The sequence below is a fragment of the Bacillus sp. CDB3 genome (assembly GCF_002081505.1).
Taxonomy (GTDB): Bacteria; Bacillota; Bacilli; order Bacillales; family Bacillaceae_G; genus Bacillus_A; species Bacillus_A cereus_AT.
This window is the reverse complement of record NZ_ALBR01000011.1, coordinates 20818-36633: the sequence shown is the minus strand read 5'-3', so window position 1 is coordinate 36633 and position 15816 is coordinate 20818. Positions and strand designations below refer to the sequence as shown.

Here is a 15816-nt window from a genome sequence, read left to right as displayed (position 1 = left end):
TCCTTATAGCATCATTTTTGCTTTAGTGAATACATGCTGTAATTCTTCCATTGACAAACTATCTTTTTCGAAAGATGAGAATAGTTCTTTTAACTGCAAATGACGCTCTTGCTCCTCTAGCGAGGCAATATCGTATTCTAGCGGAACGTGTTTCACTGTCACATTCGCTTGTTCAAACAACTCTATGGCATACGGATGGTTTTTATAATCCTGTGCATAATAAACTGCTGTAATACCACTTTGAATAATCGCCTTGCAACATTGCAAACAAGGGAAATGCGTAACGTATATTTCCGATTCCTCTGTTTTCACACCAAACTTCGCACATTGCAATAAAGCATTCATTTCAGCATGAATTGTACGAACACAATGATTATCAATGACGTAGCAACCATCGTCTATACAATGCACACCACCTTTAATTGAACCATTATATCCGCCAGCAATAATTCGTTTATCACGAACGATTGTCGCTCCTACCGCAAGCCTTGTACATGTACTACGCAAAGATAATAAATGGCTTTGCGTCATAAAATATTGATCCCATGAAATTCGTTCCATATCTTCACCTACTTTTTTGTCTACTTGTAGTGTAGCGAAAAAAGAAAAACTTCGTCAATCTTTTACGGAATAATTATTTGATCTTTTATTTTCTCAAGTGACTTCGTTCCAATCCCGTCAATCTCCAATAAATCTTCTATTTTCTGAAACGGTCCGTGTTCTTCTCGATATTTCAAAATACTTTCCGCTTTCCGGGAACCAATACCTGTTATTTTTTCAAGTTGTTCTTTAGAAGCTGTATTTATTTGTACTTTCCCCTCTTTTTTTGAAGAAGCAGCCCCCTCTTGCACTGGTTCATTTTTGTTAGGAATATAAAGAAGCATTTGATCTTGTACAACTTGTGCCAAATTCACTTTCTTTATCTCTGCATCCGGTAAAAAACCACCTGCTTTTTCAACCGCATCCTTCACCCGCTCCCCTTCCTTCATTTCATACACTCCCTCTTTAAAAACAGCTCCTTTTACATCAATTACAATGTTTTTTTTCTGCTCCTTTGTGCCCAACTCTTTCGGTTTCCCTTTCTTCTCGACCTCTTTCATTTGGACATCTGTTGTCATAATTGTTTGCTCTGCATGCTGGTTCGTTTTCCAGAAAAGAAGAAAAATTGCAGTTCCAATAATAACCACTAACCCCAACCATTTCTTTGGAAAATCCCACATCATTTTACACCTCTAATCATAAATTCATAACATCATTCATATTGTTTAGGAGAAAGCCGTTACGAAGGAGGGATGAAACATTGAACATAGGAATTATAGGGACAGGGAACATGGGGAATATACTAATCGATGCTTTTTTAGAAACCCGTGCTGTCAAACCTTCGTGCCTTACTATTATTAATCGGACGCCTGCCAAAGCATATCATATAAAGGAAAAATACCCTTCTGTTCATATAGCCAAAACAATCCAAGAGGTAATCGAACACTCCCAGCTTATTTTCATTTGCGTAAAACCGATAGATATATACCCTATCCTACAAAAATACGCTGAACATTTTTCAGATGAAAAGTGCTTAGTTTCTATTACAAGCCCAATATCTCCATCACAATTAGAAACGCTTATACCTTGCCATATCGCACGAATCATTCCAAGTATTACAAACCGCGCTTTATCTGGCGCATCACTATTTACATTTGGAAATAACTGCTCTGAAGAATGGAAACAAGAACTACTTCATCTATTCAAAAACATTTCTACTCCCCTTGTTATAGAAGAAGATATAACGCGCGTTTCATCTGATATAGCAAGCTGTGGCCCTGCTTTTTTTAGTTATTTATTACAATGTTTTATTAACGCTGCTGTAGATAAAACAAACATTACACATGAAGAAGCGACTACTTTAGTAAGTGAAATGGTCATTGGAATGGGGAAATTACTTGAAAAAGAAATTTTCACATTACCCACTTTACAAGAAAAGGTATGTGTCAAGGGCGGTGTTACAGGAGAAGGTATTCGCATTTTAGAAGAGCACGTTGGGGATATGTTTCATAAATTAATCGAACGGACACATGAGAAATTTGATGAAGATTTAAAGTGCGTTGAGCAGCAATTCAATAAACACACATAATAAATACGCCATCGTAATTCCAAATCCTTTAATTAATACTTATCTTTTTCATACTACATTTTCACTAAAACTAGCATTTTTACACTTTACACATATCATCTTTTTATTTTTCTAGAACTAAAACTACATCTTTTCTATAAAACAAAGCAACCTTAGCGGTTGCTTTTGTTTTATCTATTTTTCTTCGCCATGAAGAAAATACGCTCTGTTTGTTCTGTAACTTCAAGTCGCTCAAAGTCACCAGTCACGCGAAGCACTGTAAAACCAGCTTCTTCAAGCCATTTCGTTAGCTCTTCAACCTGATATGCACGTTGCACGTGACATTCGTCAAAACGATGATACACATCTTCTTCTGGATCTTGAACAAAGAATGTTAAATCATGTTCCACACTATCTGATTCTTCTCCAGGGAAGCAGTTCCAAATAAGTGATATTTCTTCGCCATTCACAGTGTACGTTTCATTTTGAAATACATGATGTATTTTATATAAAGAGTGTACATCGAATAAAAACAAGCCATCTTGACGTAAATGGTGGAAAACTCTTCTAAATGTTTCTTGTACTCCATCTTCTTGCAATACATAATTTAATGAGTCACAAAAGATTGTCACACAATCAAATTCACCAGGAACATCAAGCTCTCTCATGTCCTGTTGGTAAAAAGGAATAAAGTAACCTTCTCCCCCCAATTTCTGCTGTGCAACAGTTAACATTTCTTCAGATAGATCTACACCAATTAAATCATAACCTTTTCGCACAAGCGGAAGTGTTACGTTACCCGTTCCACATGCTACGTCAAGAATTTTTGCCTCTTTCATAGATGCCTGTTGCAAACTTTCCTCTGTGAATTCCACCCATTTATCATAAGGGACATCATTCATCAGTTCGTCATACAGCAAAGCAAATTGTTCGTATTTCATTGATCTAGCTCATCTGCAATATCTTCACGCGGCACATCGCCCCATAGACGCTCTAAATTATAGTGATTACGCTCGTCTTTATGGAATACATGAGCAACCACATCACCAAGGTCTACTAAAACCCAACGCGCTTCATCAAAGCCTTCCATACGTTGTACGTTAATTTCGAACTCATGTGCCTTCGCTTTAATTTCACGTGCAATTGCTTGCACTTGCTTGTCTGAATTTCCGTGACAAATAATAAAATAGTCTGCAATCGGTGAAATACCTTGCATATTTAGTACAACCATATCTTCTGCTCTCTTATCATCAGCTGCTTTTGCCGCTAATACTAATAACTCTTTATCTTTCATTTATTAATTTCCTCCTTGATAACTGCGTTGTATGTTTGGAATGTTAATGGATAAATCGTTTGATCTTTTTCCATTAAAAATTGAATTGTTCGCTTTAAAGCAAACAGTAAAGCTTGATTTATATCTTTATATGCGAGTTCCCTCGCCTCTTCCACACCAGGAAACTTACGTCCTGGTTCAATGTAATCTGCTACATAAATAACTTTATCTAACATTGTCATTTTTTCATGACCACTTGTATGATATGTAATAGCTTGTAGAATTTCAGAATCAGTAATGCCTACTTCTTTTTCTACTAAGTATGCCCCAACAGGTGCATGCCATAACTCTTTGTTATAGTGAAGTAGATCCTTCGGCAAATCTTCTCTCTTGATAATATCTTCCATTTCTGGAATCGCTCTACATTTTGCATAATCATGAAATATAGCAGCTGTCTCTGCCTTTTTCTCATCTACACCATATAACCGAGCAAGTTCAATCGCTGTTTTCATTACACCAATCGTGTGTATATAACGTTTTTCATGCATTTGTTGTTGGACAATACTAAGTGCTTCCTCACGATTCATACAACCCATTCCTCTCGATATATACCTGTACTTTTTCAGGGAGTAAATATTTGCACGTTTTCTTCGTCATATATCTCTCACGTAACAGAGAAGAAGAAACTGCAAACTCCGGAATTTCCACTTTTACGATATCATAAGGCGTATTTAATGTATAACCTGGCCTTGCAACTCCAACGAAAGTCACAAGCTTAAGTAACTTTTCAATGTTATACCACTTCGGCAAATACTCAACCATGTCTCCGCCAATAATAAAGTGAAACTGCACATCCGGATACTTCTCCGTTAATTGTACCATAGTGTCGTACGTATAAGATGGGCCTTCTCTGTCTAGCTCTTCTAAACAAATTGAAAAGCATGCTTCTTCCTCAGTCGCTATTTGCAGCATGTTTAATCGACTTTTCACACTCGTAATGTTACGCCCTTGCTTGTGTGGTGGAATTTGATTCGGCAAAAACCATACCTCTTCCAACCCTAAAGCATGATACACTTCATTTGCAATTAACAAATGCCCATTATGAGGTGGATCAAACGTGCCACCAATAATGCCAATTTTTCTCAAAAGAAACGCTCCTTCCTTTTACATACAGCAACTCTCCCCATAAATATTCGAAGAGAGTCTACTGTTAATATAAAAGTTCAATTGGTTTCACTTTCTACATATCAAGCGTCCACTACGAAATAACTCACGTATACCTTTTATCGTGGAAGCTTAATCTGCTTATTTTCTCTTGATTCTTTGTATAAAACAATTGTGCTCCCGATTACTTGAACGATTTCAGCTCGTGCACCTTGTGCAAGCTCTTCTGCAACTTCACGACGATCAAATTCACAGTTTTGTAATACGCTCACTTTAAATAGTTCACGAACTTCTAACGCTTCTCCAATTTGTTTCACCATATTTTCATTTACGCCACCTTTTCCTACTTGAAAAATCGGTGTTAAATGATGTGCCTTTGCACGTAAAAATCTTTTTTGCTTTCCTGTTAACATATAATTAGCCTCCAAGCTCTCTCATTACTAATTGTTTCATTCTATCAATATTCGGCACGCACCCTGTCCACATTTCAAATGCAAGTGCGCCTTGATAAACGAACATATCGATTCCATTTTGAATTATTGCACCTTGTTCTTTCGCATCGCCTAAAATTTTCGTCTCAAATGGATTATAAATAATATCAGAAACAATCGTTCCTTGTTTCAACGAACGAATTTCTAGCGGTGCATATTCAACATGCGGATGCATGCCTATCGTTGTTGTTTGAATGATAATATCATATTCCCCTTGGACTTCCGCTGCGCGTTCTAGCGATAGAGCATGTGAACTAACATTTCCCATGCATCCAGCAATAAGACTTTCCGCCTTATCTACAGTACGATTAGCAATATCAATTGCTTTCACACCTACATCTGCAAGCGAAAAGTAAATAGCTCGACTAGCACCACCTGCACCGATTAATAAAATACGTTTCTCTTGAAGTGGATCTTCACTAATTGACTGAAGGGCACGAACAAAACCAATTCCATCCGTATTATACCCAATCAATTTTCCATCTCGATGGACTACCGTATTTACTGCACCGATTTGCTCTGCTAGCGGGGCAACTTCATCTAGATACTCCATAATTGCAACTTTGTGAGGAGTCGTTACATTAAATCCTGAAATGCCTAATGCTTTTAAACCTTTTACTGCTTCCCCTAACGCCTCTTCTTCTACAAGAAACGCATGATAATGGGCATCCATATTCAAGTGTTCAAATGCATCGTTATGCATAACGGGTGATAATGAATGTCCAATTGGATTTCCGATTACACCATATAATTGTTTCATAAATCCCTCTCCATATTAAATTAAAGATTTACGTAATGAAACACTTACTCCTTTTGGTACATGAGCAACAATTTTCGCTCCTGATTCATTTACAGTAACCCAGCCCAATCCAGAGAATACAACGTCCGTTTTCGGCTCACGAATATTAAATTCATATTTCACAAACTCAGGCATATTTTCTAATTCTTCTGGTGTCGGTGGATTCAATAATTCCCCAGCATGTCTCTCGTACAATTCATCAGCCTTTTCAAGCTTTGTGCGATGGATTGTTAAACGGTTTGAGAAATGACAAGTGAATGCACGACGGCCTCCACTTACATAATCAAATCGTGCTAATCCGCCAAAGAATAATGTTTGTTCCTCATTTAATTGGAATACCATTGGCTTAATCTCTGTAGTTGGTGTAATAAGCTTTAAACTTTGTTTCCCAACATAATGTGCCATTTGATGATGGTTAATAATACCTGGCGTATCAAATAAAGAAGATTCTTCGTCTAATGGAATATCAATTAAATCAAGTGTTGTTCCTGGGAAATGTGATGTTGTAATTACATTCTCAGTCTCATCACTAAACTCTTTAATCATACGGTTAATAAATGTTGATTTACCAACATTCGTACAGCCAACAACATAAACATCTTTGCCTTCACGGTAATACTCAATTGCATCCGCAAGTTCAGTGATTCCTTGCCCTTTAGCTGCACTGATCAAAAAGACATCTTCTGGTTTTAAACCAAGTTGCTTTGCACTATAGCGCATCCAATGTTTTACTTTATCATGCTTAACTGACTTTGGAATTAAGTCAGCCTTATTCCCAACAAGTAATACTTTATTATTCCCTACAAAACGATGTAAGCCTGGTAACCAGCTACCATTGAAATCGAAAATATCTACGATTTTGACCACTAGTGCGTCCGATTGTCCAATTCCGTTCAAAATACGAAGGAAATCATCATCCGTTAAAGATACATCTTGAATTTCGTTATAATGTTTCAAACGAAAACAACGTTGGCAAATTACTTGTTCTTTTTCTAAAGATGATGCAGGAGCGTATCCTACTTCATTTTTATTTTCTGTTTGAATTTCTACACCGCAACCAATACATTTAATTGTTTCAGTCAAACTTTATTCCTCCCAATTAATTAAGCCTTTTTTCTTCATGTTTCTCATAATTCTTCGTTCAATTTTTCGATTAAAGCGTGTTACCAATCCGTCTGTTTGCGCTACTGGTACAACTAAAATTGTATGAAGTCCCACACGATTCCCACCGAGCACATCCGTTAGTAACTGATCTCCAATTACTACAACTTCATCTGGTTGTAAATGCATCTCGTGTATTGCGCGCTTAAAGGCACGAACAAACGGTTTACGCGCACTATGAATAAACGGAATACCTAATGGGTCAGCGAAGTCTTTAACGCGTTGCTCGTTATTATTTGAAACGACCGTTACTTGAATATCATTTTCTTTCATTTTCAAAAACCACTCTTCAAGCTGTGGTGTTGCGTTTGGACGATCCCATTCAATTAAAGTGTTATCTAAATCAGTAATAACTCCTTTAATTCCACGCTTTTTCAAATCTTCTGGTTGAACATGATATACATTTTTCACATATTCATTTGGTAAAAATAACTTCAATTTCTTTCACCTCTTTGAGGATTTTTCATAAAATTTTTCGACAACATTTTTCGATAGATAACCTGTGGATAAACTTGTACACACTTTCCACATTAATTTTTCAGTTAATTTGGAATTTACTAACATTCTATACACATTTTATCCACTGCGGTATGTGGATAACCTCTTGTTTGTGACTGTCATATTTTTTTGGTACATTAAATGCAACAACGAATCAATCCTTATATTATTAGGAGGTGACTCACCTTGAAAACAAAACATATGGAACAGTTATCTACTGAGTTACTCACTGAGTCTTATTATAAAGCAAAAGAACTAAAATTAAATCCCGACTTCATTTTACTTATAAAACAAGAAATTATTCGACGCTCGTTAGAGGACAAGCTCGTCAAATCTTCTTGAGTACATATAGATTGCTGATTGACCTGTAAAAAGAGCCATCCTGCGATGGCTCTCGAATAAACAAGTACTCCCATCTAGGGGATTTCTTCATTAAGCATCTTTGTCCATATTTCTTAATTAGAGCTTCATAAGTATATTATAAAATCTTTTCTTTACTTATGAGATAATCGTGTTGCAATTTTTTCACCCAGACGCAGCTCTTGTCCACTTGTCAATTCCTGCACTGCTTCAATCATATCTTTTTCAAATAATAAAACAACTGTTGAACCAAATGTAAAGTATGCCATCTCTTCACCTTTTTGAACAGTACTTCTTTCATGAAGGAGCTCAATACTATTAACAAACATGGCACCTACTTTTACAAGCGCCATATGTTCACCTTCACTATTTACTTCTGTAACAGAGCGATAATTTTTTGACAATGGTTCTTTCCCATACTCCATACCCGCTGCATTTACTGGATATGATTTTCTGCCAAGTACAAATCTTTCAGTGACAGAGCCAGAGAGCGGACTATGAATACGATGATAATGACTTGGACTCAAATAAATTACCATGTATGTACCGCCTGCATATCGCTTTGCACGCTCTTCATTACCTAGCATATCCACAATTGAATAACGCTTTCCTTTTATATCGAATGTTTTTGTATCCTCAATAGGACCTTGATCAGCAAAAACACCGTCAACAGGACTAACGATACTCGATGCATCTGCATCAATACTACGCTTTCCTTCTTTTAGCCTACGCGTAAATAAATCATGCAATGTTTGATATTCCTTCAAACCCTTTTCCATCTCATCTTGATTAATTTGAAACACTTTCGCATACGATGGAATAATGATAGAGCTCAAACGAGATTGTGCAAATTTACGTAATATATAAGAAGTAAAACGACCATTTGTAAGTTCGATCATAAGTCGATATAATGTACGTCGCAAATTACGAAACCTCCTAACCAGTCTATAACTTTAGTTTCTCCTTCTTTTCTCTCTATATCATATGTAAAATTGGTTCTTATTCCCACATATAGCATGGAGCCGTCTCGTTATACATGAAGAAAAACTAAGTATAATTTTTATTCTTAAATTGTTTAGCACCTTCTAATATTACAGATAGAACCCGCCATTTTCAACAGTGAACATGTATTTCTTCTTAGAGCAGCTCGTTTTCTTTCCTTTTTACAGAAGAAAAAGCAGCCGCTTTTGAAATACGGTTGCCTTTCCTATACTCTATTCTTTTGCTTTCTTCTCTTTCTCAGCCCGCACAAATTCATGGAACATTTTCATTAAAGCACGCTTTTCAATTCGCGATACGTAGCTTCTTGAGATACCGAGTGCCTTCGCAATCTCCCTCTGTGTTTTCTCTTTATCAAGCCCTAATCCAAAACGCTTCACAATTACTTCTTTCTCTCGTTCGTCTAAAATATCGATATACTCTTTAATCTTTTCTAACTCCATACTAAGCTGAATCATATCAATTACATCTTCAGATTCTGACTTTAATATATCAATAAGCGATATTTCATTGCCCTCTTTATCTTGCCCGATTGGATCATGAAGTGAAACATCTTTTTTCGTCTTCTTCAGCACACGTAGATGCATCAAAATTTCATTTTCGATACAGCGTGCTGCATATGTCGCAAGCTTAGTTCCTTTCCCTGCAGAATAACTCTCGATCGCTTTAATGAGCCCAATTGTACCAATTGAAATTAAATCTTCTGCATCTTCACCGGTGTTTTCAAATTTCTTAACGATATGAGCTACAAGCCGTAAATTATGTTCAATTAAAAGATTTCTCGCTTGAGCATCACCTTGCTCCATTAACTCTAAGTACTTTCTCTCATCATCTGATGATAACGGCTGCGGGAACGCATTGTTCTTCACATAAGAAACAAATACAAACACTTCTCGAACCATATATCCAATTGCGGCGAATAGACTCAAACCTTTCACCTCCGCCAAAATAGTGGTCTTTATTATGTGTATGTGGGCGTGAGGTTGTTTGTGTCTGTACGATGTTTTTAAGCTTAATATTTGTCTCACAAAGCCTCAATACGTATACTTAAACAACAGATAGGAGGGTAAAATGTGAAATTATTTATTACCTTCTTGTACCTGAGTAGCTTGTAAGAGATGAACTCCTTGTACGCTCTTGCAAGCTGCTTGTACTACAAGGAGGGATTACATATATGAAATTTGAAAGAACACGTGCTTATACAAGACACCAACGTCAGCGTACGATGCGCCGAAAGATGATTATCGCAAAACACGCATGGGGACATACTCCTGAAACAGCTGGTATTTTTGCAAAAGGAAAAATTCACTGCTCCTGTGGAATGTGCACAATAAAATGGAGAACAGAAGGACCACCCGCTAGTGTACAAAAGTGGTTATACAAAATTGATACATACGAAGAATAAATCGTTCTTTCTAAAAAAGGTCTTCTCTCGAAGACCTTTTTCTCTATTTAAAAGCTTATTTGCTCCAAATTTTCTCCCCAGTACGCGCATCAATATAACGAATTTCTCGACTACAATCGAAAGGTTCTTTATGATTTTCATCCGTCGTTTGTTTATACAGCAGCTTGTATTTCGTTTCCTCTGCAGCATTATCTAAAGACCATTCTAGTCTAACTCGGATGGCCCCTCTGTATATTTCTAACGCTTTTTCTTTTGCTACTGTTGGTGTTGTTTCATATGTGAGCAATTCTTTTATAAAGTTGCTAGATTCCCCTGAATAATGCATCACCGCACCATTTTCTGTATTGATGTTGATCATGATATATTTTCCCGCTACACAAATGTCATTTACATATATCGAAAAGGAAAACCTCTCTATCCCCTCCTCCACTTCATAATCATCCCAAAGCTGAACATACTTTGTTGCATTTGGAATAATTTCTTCTAAAAATTGAAGTGCTTTTTCTAAACATTTCTCTCTTGATAATATTGATTTCCTGTCTTTCTCGTTCGTCCACATTAAACTGGAGATCAATTGATTTGTTTTTTTATCTACAGTAATTACAACGAATTTATCATGCTTCAACATAGGAAAATGCTTTTTATAGAACTCATCTATTGAATATGGATCCTTCTCTTCTATTTCTTTTTGCACTTCTTCTTTCAGTACAAATTTCATTTGGACTTCATACTCATCTTCTTTTTCATCTACTTTTATAAACTTTTCTAAGTCCCAATCTAATAAATCGAAGACATCTTTTTTCCGGGTACTTTTTACCTTTTTTTCAACAGATACTGTAGGAGCTAATTTATAGTGTTCTGGTTCAAATAAATCTTCTCCCGTACTTGCATCAATAAACGCATGGCTAGGTTCTGGCTCATATACAAGATGGTACCCTTTTACTTCTTCTCCACTTTCATTTTTACATGAAGAGAATGTCAAATCTACAAACACAAGTCTCATATCTTGTCTAGCTTTTAAATTCTCTAAAACGATGTTCTCCTCAACAATTTCATTTGGCCATAGCGGTTTTTCTTGTATAGCTTTTTGTCCATTATAATAAAAGTGTACAACTTCTCCTGAGGAATGAACGTACGCAATACAGCCTGTATTCGTCAACGGATACCCATTGACTTCTTGCATATAATTGATTTTTTTCAAACCACGCCAGTCGTCCTTAACAGTTACATATGTATAAAACTCTAATCCTTCTTTTATATATTTTTTCAAGAATGTATTCGCAATCTCTTTCGCCTTATTGTCATCCATCATTTCATTAGTAGTCGAAAAGTATCCTTCATCATCTATCTTTAGCTCAATCAATTCCCCTGTATACCTATTGAGTACAACTTCTATCTTTTTTTCCCCATCGTCTTTATTCTCCCACCATAATACGTGAAGCGGCTCATTTACATTGCTCTTATCATCTACTACAAGCTTATAATCATCAGTGATTTCGATAATATGTGCTACTTTTCCTCTTCCTTCTCTTTCTTTTATATCCATCATTCCATCTCCTTATATAAGTTAAATTAATCATAACACCTTTCCAAAAAAAGGATTCAAATGAAAAAGACAAAAAACTGAAACAATTAGTTCATACGAATTTCACATGAATCTATTACTATAGGAATTGTACATAGTGAACTTACTAACAACTGCGTTTATTAATATATAAAATTTCATTTGAAAGGAGTTGAAAATATGAAAACTAAATATCGCTTTATGATTTCATCATTTGCTGCTTGCGCCTACATGATTTGGTGTTTAGTATAATAACAACTTCACTTGTAAATAAGAAAAGGTGTGTATAGAAATGGAATATAACCAATCAACAGTTAACTACTGGAAAGCTTTTGTATTACCTTATACATTCGCTTTAGAAGAGTTAAAAACTAAATTTGAAATTATGAACCGGGAAGCTCAATTTTTAGAAGACTACAACCCGTTTGAACATATAAAAACAAGACTTAAACAACCCGAAAGTATCATTAGGAAGCTTGAGCGTAAAAACTTATCACCAACAGTTGAAAATGCTCAAACACAATTACAAGATATTATTGGCATCCGTATTACATGTTGCTTTGTAGAAGATATTTACCATTTAAAAGAGGTTATTGAAAATCGTGGAGACATGGAAATTGTAGAAGTAAAAGATTATATTGCTAATCCAAAAGGAAATGGCTATAAAAGTTTGCATATGATTATTAAATATCCATTGTCACTAAATTCTGGTACGAAAGATGTCTTTGCAGAAATTCAATTACGTACACTTGCGATGGACTTTTGGGCAAGTTTAGAACATAAACTGTACTATAAATATGAAGGAAATATACCTGATTATTTGAGAGATGAACTACATGATGCGGCTATGAAAGCTGAAGATCTCGATAATAAAATGGCGACAATCCGTCAAGATATTGATGATATTGAAGCATGTTCAAATCAAATTTTATTACCACTTTAAAAAGGTTCTCTCTACGAGAACCTTTTTTATTTCTTTTCTATCGTACGAACCTCTTCAATTTTCCAGCCTGCCTCTTCTTTTCCAAGTGCATACTGTACTTTCTTCTGCAAAGTAACTCCCCCGTCTACTTCTTTTTCCTCTGTTTCAACGATAACAAGTCCCTCTTTAAGAGCTTTCATATTCATATGCTCTAATTCAATTTTCTTATTTCCCTTTTGAAACGCTGCTTCCTTTTGTGTTTTTAAGTCTTCAGCACTAGGCATCTTCTTTGAAAATAACTCCATATGTTCAGCAAGATTTTTTTCATTCGTCGTCCGTACAAATGCCTCAATAACATCTTGAATGGATTTCTTTTCTTCTTTCGTTATATGTACCTTTTCCTCAGTTTTTTTAGCAGATTTTTGTTCTATATTATTCTCTTGAGATTGACATCCAACTAGCAATAATACAAATACTAAAAGGAATCTTACTTTCCCTAAAAAAATCCTCATCTTTCCATCTCCTAAAAAGAAAAGTGAGGCATTTCGCCTCACTTTCATTTATAATTAGCGTCTTCCTTTATTCGGATCGCCGCCGCCAACAATGTCAAAGACACGTTTAGCTATATTTGTATTCTCTTGAACACCAGAGAATAAGTATTTACCTGGGCCAAATGCATACACGTTCACGTCTTCACCTGTATGTCCACCCGTTGTCCAGCCTGTAACCGAACGCTTATTGAAGATATCTTCAATTGCATTATCAATCTTTGTTACATCTTTTGATGGAGCTATATCATTTACAGCTTTAATTTCTTCTGGTGTTAACTGTAAATCAATATACTTTTTCAATGTTTCTTCTACATTTGCACCTTTTGCAATCTCATTTGCCATAAAGTCTGGTGTACGTTTCGCAGCTTTAATCGGTTCTACTTTAAAGTTATACTCACCATTCGCACCTAAAGATAAACCGCCAGTAGAATGATCCGCAGTTGCAACAACTAATGTGTTCTTATCTTTTTTCGCAAACTCAATTGCTGCTTTAAATGCTTTTTCGAAGTCTTCCATTTCACTCATTGCACCGACAATATCATTATCATGTCCAGCCCAATCAATTTGACTACCTTCGACCATTAAGAAGAAACCATCTTTATTTTTGTTCAAGCGCTCAATCGCTGCATTTGTCATCTCTTCTAATGACGGTGTTTTATCATTACGGTCAATCATTTTATCTAAACCACCTGGTGCAAATAAACCAAGAACTTGATCACTTTTATCATTTAATAATTGATTACGATCTGTTACATAACTATAACCGGACTTCTTAAACTCTTCTGTAAGATTGCGGTCTTTTCTAACAAAGTTATTGACGCCACCGCCAAGCATAACATCTATTTTATGCTTACCTTTAATTTTCTCATCAAAGTAATCATTTGCAATTGCATCCATATTTTTACGACTAATATCATGTGCACCGAAAGCGGCTGGCGTTGCATGCGTAATTTCAGAAGTCGCAACGAGTCCCGTTGATTTCCCTCTTTCTTTCGCTTGCTCAAGCACTGTTTTCACTTCAGCTTTATCATTATCAACTGCAATTGCTGCATTATATGTTTTTATACCTGCTGACATCGCAGTTGCTGCCGATGCAGAGTCTGTAATATTTTCATGTTCATCTTCTGGATATGTTTTTTGTGTTCCTACAAGATGCTTATCAAATTCTGTAGATTCCATCTCAAATGTTTTTGGATTATCTTTCATATAACGATGAGCTGTCATATATGAAGGCCCCATACCATCCCCAATTAATACAATGACATTTTTAATTTTTGCATTGTTTCCGTTCTCATCTGCATTAACCTCACTAGAACGCGTAAAATTCCATGTCGCTACCGAAGTAACTGCTAACGACGCCACAACTGCAAATGGCCATGCTTTTTTTACAAACTTTTTCACTGTCTTGTCCCCCTAATTAGGTTATTCATTTCCCACTATTCAATCTAATAGAAGACTATTAAGATAAAAGTAGTTATATGTAAATTTTTTGTTAACTTATGTAAATATCAGTTATAATTTGTATAACTTTGTCCTTTCATATCAAGCATAATGCCCTTTACAAACTAAATATAAACAAATTGGATTTCTTTTAACGTAAATGTATTACTTTACATTTTGTTACATTCCGTTCTCTACTTTTTTTCTAATTTGAATAGAAATGTGGTGAATCTTTATGGAAACAGTAAAACTAGACAAATCTACCATTCCAGATTTACTCTCTCTTTGCGAATCTATCGGATGGTTACAACATGAAGCCTTTATGAAAGAACAATTCCATATGTATCTTTCAATTGGTACAATTTTTGGCTATGTACATAAAAATAAACTTATTGCAGCTGGAGGGGTATTTCCATTTGATCGTGGATTTTCTTCTATCGGTATGTTAATCGTACATCCTGATTTTCAAAGACAAGGAATCGGCCGTATTTTGCTAAACAACAGTTTAACTCTAACTCATTCATCGCTTCCTATTCTGCTCATTGCAACAAAAGCTGGTGAACCTTTATATCAATCATATGGATTTCAATCAATAACAACAATTCATCGTTTCGAAAAACAAGCGAATCACATAATTACAAAGTCTGTTCCCATAAAACAAATTCAGAAAAATGATCTTCCTTCTCTTGTTTTTCTTGATCAAACTGCGACTGGTGCTCACCGTTCTAAGCTTTATTCATCGCTACTATCGAGAGCAACCTACTCATTTAAAATAGAACGGGATAATCAAATCGATGCTTTTGCTTTATGCATACAAAAGGGAGATGTGCTATGTATTACTCCACTTATTTCAAAAACAGAAGAAGACTCTATTCACTTATTAGAAATAATTTGTAAATCGTGGAATGGGACAATACGCATTGATGTCCCGCATTCACAATTCATATTCCGCCAATTTCTTCAAACAGCAAATTTCCATGAAGTACTTCTTTCACCTCTTATGATAAAGAATGGTAATCAACTTCCTGGAAATCGTAATATGCTATTTGCTATGATAGATGCAGCGTTATGTTAGAAAGGGG

General features: G+C 35.7%; 20 protein-coding genes. 5 read left to right on the top strand and 15 right to left on the bottom strand.

All coding sequences use genetic code 11. The features are described from left to right. Nucleotides 1-3: 3 nt before the first annotated feature. Together CDB3_RS02390 and CDB3_RS02385 are read right to left on the bottom strand one after the other, a co-directional pair. Nucleotides 4-561, bottom strand: a complete 558-nt coding sequence (locus tag CDB3_RS02390) for a ComE operon protein 2 (protein WP_000439790.1) — start codon at nt 559-561, stop codon at nt 4-6. A 62-nt stretch (nt 562-623) separates the two neighbouring features. Then, on the bottom strand, nt 624-1223 hold the full coding sequence (locus tag CDB3_RS02385) for a helix-hairpin-helix domain-containing protein (RefSeq protein ID WP_097830642.1): 600 nt from the start codon (nt 1221-1223) through the stop codon (nt 624-626). 77 nt (nt 1224-1300) lie between these two features. On the opposite strand from CDB3_RS02385, the gene comER reads away from it, so the two are divergent. Beyond that, nucleotides 1301-2128 (top strand): late competence protein ComER, encoded by an 828-nt coding sequence (gene comER / locus CDB3_RS02380; RefSeq protein ID WP_128853368.1) that lies wholly within the window; start codon nt 1301-1303, stop codon nt 2126-2128. Nucleotides 2129-2298: 170 nt separating this feature from the next. Here comER and CDB3_RS02375 read toward each other — a convergent pair whose 3' ends face one another. The 8 genes from CDB3_RS02375 to CDB3_RS02340 form a co-directional block, all read right to left on the bottom strand. Then, nucleotides 2299-3048: a class I SAM-dependent methyltransferase gene (locus CDB3_RS02375; RefSeq protein WP_071747387.1), complete on the bottom strand. Its 750-nt coding sequence runs from the start codon at nt 3046-3048 to the stop codon at nt 2299-2301. Next, nucleotides 3045-3401 (bottom strand): ribosome silencing factor, encoded by a 357-nt coding sequence (gene rsfS, locus CDB3_RS02370; RefSeq protein ID WP_000653209.1) that lies wholly within the window; start codon nt 3399-3401, stop codon nt 3045-3047. The genes CDB3_RS02375 and rsfS overlap by 4 nt, the downstream gene beginning before the upstream one ends. After that, on the bottom strand, nt 3398-3967 hold the full coding sequence (gene yqeK / locus CDB3_RS02365; RefSeq protein ID WP_128853367.1) for a bis(5'-nucleosyl)-tetraphosphatase (symmetrical) YqeK: 570 nt from the start codon (nt 3965-3967) through the stop codon (nt 3398-3400). The genes rsfS and yqeK overlap by 4 nt, the downstream gene beginning before the upstream one ends. After that, entirely contained in the window at nt 3957-4526 is a 570-nt protein-coding gene (locus CDB3_RS02360) for a nicotinate-nucleotide adenylyltransferase (protein ID WP_097830637.1), read from the bottom strand. Before CDB3_RS02360 ends, yqeK begins: the two co-directional genes overlap by 11 nt. A gap of 137 nt (nt 4527-4663) precedes the next feature. After that, on the bottom strand, nt 4664-4957 hold the full coding sequence (yhbY, locus tag CDB3_RS02355) for a ribosome assembly RNA-binding protein YhbY (protein WP_000955223.1): 294 nt from the start codon (nt 4955-4957) through the stop codon (nt 4664-4666). A gap of 4 nt (nt 4958-4961) precedes the next feature. Beyond that, the gene (aroE, locus tag CDB3_RS02350) at nt 4962-5795 is read right to left on the bottom strand and encodes a shikimate dehydrogenase (protein WP_128853366.1); all 834 of its coding nucleotides are present in this window, start codon (nt 5793-5795) and stop codon (nt 4962-4964) included. Between the two features lie 15 nt (nt 5796-5810). Further along, complete coding sequence (gene yqeH, locus CDB3_RS02345; RefSeq protein WP_000140802.1) at nt 5811-6917, bottom strand: ribosome biogenesis GTPase YqeH; 1107 nt, start codon at nt 6915-6917, stop codon at nt 5811-5813. Nucleotides 6918-6920: 3 nt separating this feature from the next. Beyond that, nucleotides 6921-7433, bottom strand: a complete 513-nt coding sequence (locus CDB3_RS02340) for a YqeG family HAD IIIA-type phosphatase (protein WP_002145684.1) — start codon at nt 7431-7433, stop codon at nt 6921-6923. A 246-nt stretch (nt 7434-7679) separates the two neighbouring features. On the opposite strand from CDB3_RS02340, the gene sda reads away from it, so the two are divergent. Then, on the top strand, nt 7680-7835 hold the full coding sequence (sda, locus tag CDB3_RS02335) for a sporulation histidine kinase inhibitor Sda (RefSeq protein ID WP_000850094.1): 156 nt from the start codon (nt 7680-7682) through the stop codon (nt 7833-7835). Nucleotides 7836-7987: 152 nt separating this feature from the next. Here sda and CDB3_RS02330 read toward each other — a convergent pair whose 3' ends face one another. Then, nucleotides 7988-8776 (bottom strand): phosphatidylserine decarboxylase, encoded by a 789-nt coding sequence (locus CDB3_RS02330; protein WP_071747392.1) that lies wholly within the window; start codon nt 8774-8776, stop codon nt 7988-7990. A 291-nt stretch (nt 8777-9067) separates the two neighbouring features. After that, on the bottom strand, nt 9068-9781 hold the full coding sequence (gene sigK / locus CDB3_RS02325) for an RNA polymerase sporulation sigma factor SigK (RefSeq protein WP_000051382.1): 714 nt from the start codon (nt 9779-9781) through the stop codon (nt 9068-9070). A gap of 245 nt (nt 9782-10026) precedes the next feature. Here sigK and CDB3_RS02320 point away from each other — a divergent pair, with 245 nt between their 5' ends. After that, entirely contained in the window at nt 10027-10257 is a 231-nt protein-coding gene (locus CDB3_RS02320; RefSeq protein ID WP_097830634.1) for a hypothetical protein, read from the top strand. A gap of 55 nt (nt 10258-10312) precedes the next feature. Here CDB3_RS02320 and CDB3_RS02315 read toward each other — a convergent pair whose 3' ends face one another. Further along, on the bottom strand, nt 10313-11806 hold the full coding sequence (locus CDB3_RS02315; protein ID WP_128853365.1) for a YcdB/YcdC domain-containing protein: 1494 nt from the start codon (nt 11804-11806) through the stop codon (nt 10313-10315). A 307-nt stretch (nt 11807-12113) separates the two neighbouring features. On the opposite strand from CDB3_RS02315, the gene CDB3_RS02310 reads away from it, so the two are divergent. Beyond that, the gene (locus tag CDB3_RS02310) at nt 12114-12764 is read left to right on the top strand and encodes a GTP pyrophosphokinase (RefSeq protein ID WP_000456231.1); all 651 of its coding nucleotides are present in this window, start codon (nt 12114-12116) and stop codon (nt 12762-12764) included. A gap of 26 nt (nt 12765-12790) precedes the next feature. On the opposite strand, the gene CDB3_RS02305 is transcribed toward CDB3_RS02310, so the two are convergent. Then, complete coding sequence (locus CDB3_RS02305; protein ID WP_128853364.1) at nt 12791-13255, bottom strand: hypothetical protein; 465 nt, start codon at nt 13253-13255, stop codon at nt 12791-12793. 54 nt (nt 13256-13309) lie between these two features. After that, nucleotides 13310-14695, bottom strand: a complete 1386-nt coding sequence (locus CDB3_RS02300) for an alkaline phosphatase (RefSeq protein ID WP_097830631.1) — start codon at nt 14693-14695, stop codon at nt 13310-13312. A gap of 274 nt (nt 14696-14969) precedes the next feature. Between CDB3_RS02300 and CDB3_RS02295 the strand changes: the two genes are divergently transcribed. After that, on the top strand, nt 14970-15809 hold the full coding sequence (locus CDB3_RS02295; RefSeq protein WP_128853363.1) for a GNAT family N-acetyltransferase: 840 nt from the start codon (nt 14970-14972) through the stop codon (nt 15807-15809). Nucleotides 15810-15816 lie beyond the last annotated feature (7 nt).

Bases quoted from the DNA above. Each gene is read 5' to 3' on its own strand.
- CDB3_RS02390 (WP_000439790.1), bottom strand. From the start codon at position 561: ATGGAACGAATTTCATGGGATCAATATTTTATGACGCAAAGCCATTTA.
- CDB3_RS02385 (WP_097830642.1), bottom strand. From the start codon at position 1,223: ATGATGTGGGATTTTCCAAAGAAATGGTTGGGGTTAGTGGTTATTATT.
- CDB3_RS02375 (WP_071747387.1), bottom strand. From the start codon at position 3,048: ATGAAATACGAACAATTTGCTTTGCTGTATGACGAACTGATGAATGAT.
- rsfS (WP_000653209.1), bottom strand. From the start codon at position 3,401: ATGAAAGATAAAGAGTTATTAGTATTAGCGGCAAAAGCAGCTGATGAT.
- yqeK (WP_128853367.1), bottom strand. From the start codon at position 3,967: ATGAATCGTGAGGAAGCACTTAGTATTGTCCAACAACAAATGCATGAA.
- yhbY (WP_000955223.1), bottom strand. From the start codon at position 4,957: ATGTTAACAGGAAAGCAAAAAAGATTTTTACGTGCAAAGGCACATCAT.
- aroE (WP_128853366.1), bottom strand. From the start codon at position 5,795: ATGAAACAATTATATGGTGTAATCGGAAATCCAATTGGACATTCATTA.
- CDB3_RS02320 (WP_097830634.1), top strand. From the start codon at position 10,027: ATGAAATTTGAAAGAACACGTGCTTATACAAGACACCAACGTCAGCGT.
- CDB3_RS02315 (WP_128853365.1), bottom strand. From the start codon at position 11,806: ATGATGGATATAAAAGAAAGAGAAGGAAGAGGAAAAGTAGCACATATT.
- CDB3_RS02310 (WP_000456231.1), top strand. From the start codon at position 12,114: ATGGAATATAACCAATCAACAGTTAACTACTGGAAAGCTTTTGTATTA.
- CDB3_RS02305 (WP_128853364.1), bottom strand. From the start codon at position 13,255: ATGAGGATTTTTTTAGGGAAAGTAAGATTCCTTTTAGTATTTGTATTA.
- CDB3_RS02295 (WP_128853363.1), top strand. From the start codon at position 14,970: ATGGAAACAGTAAAACTAGACAAATCTACCATTCCAGATTTACTCTCT.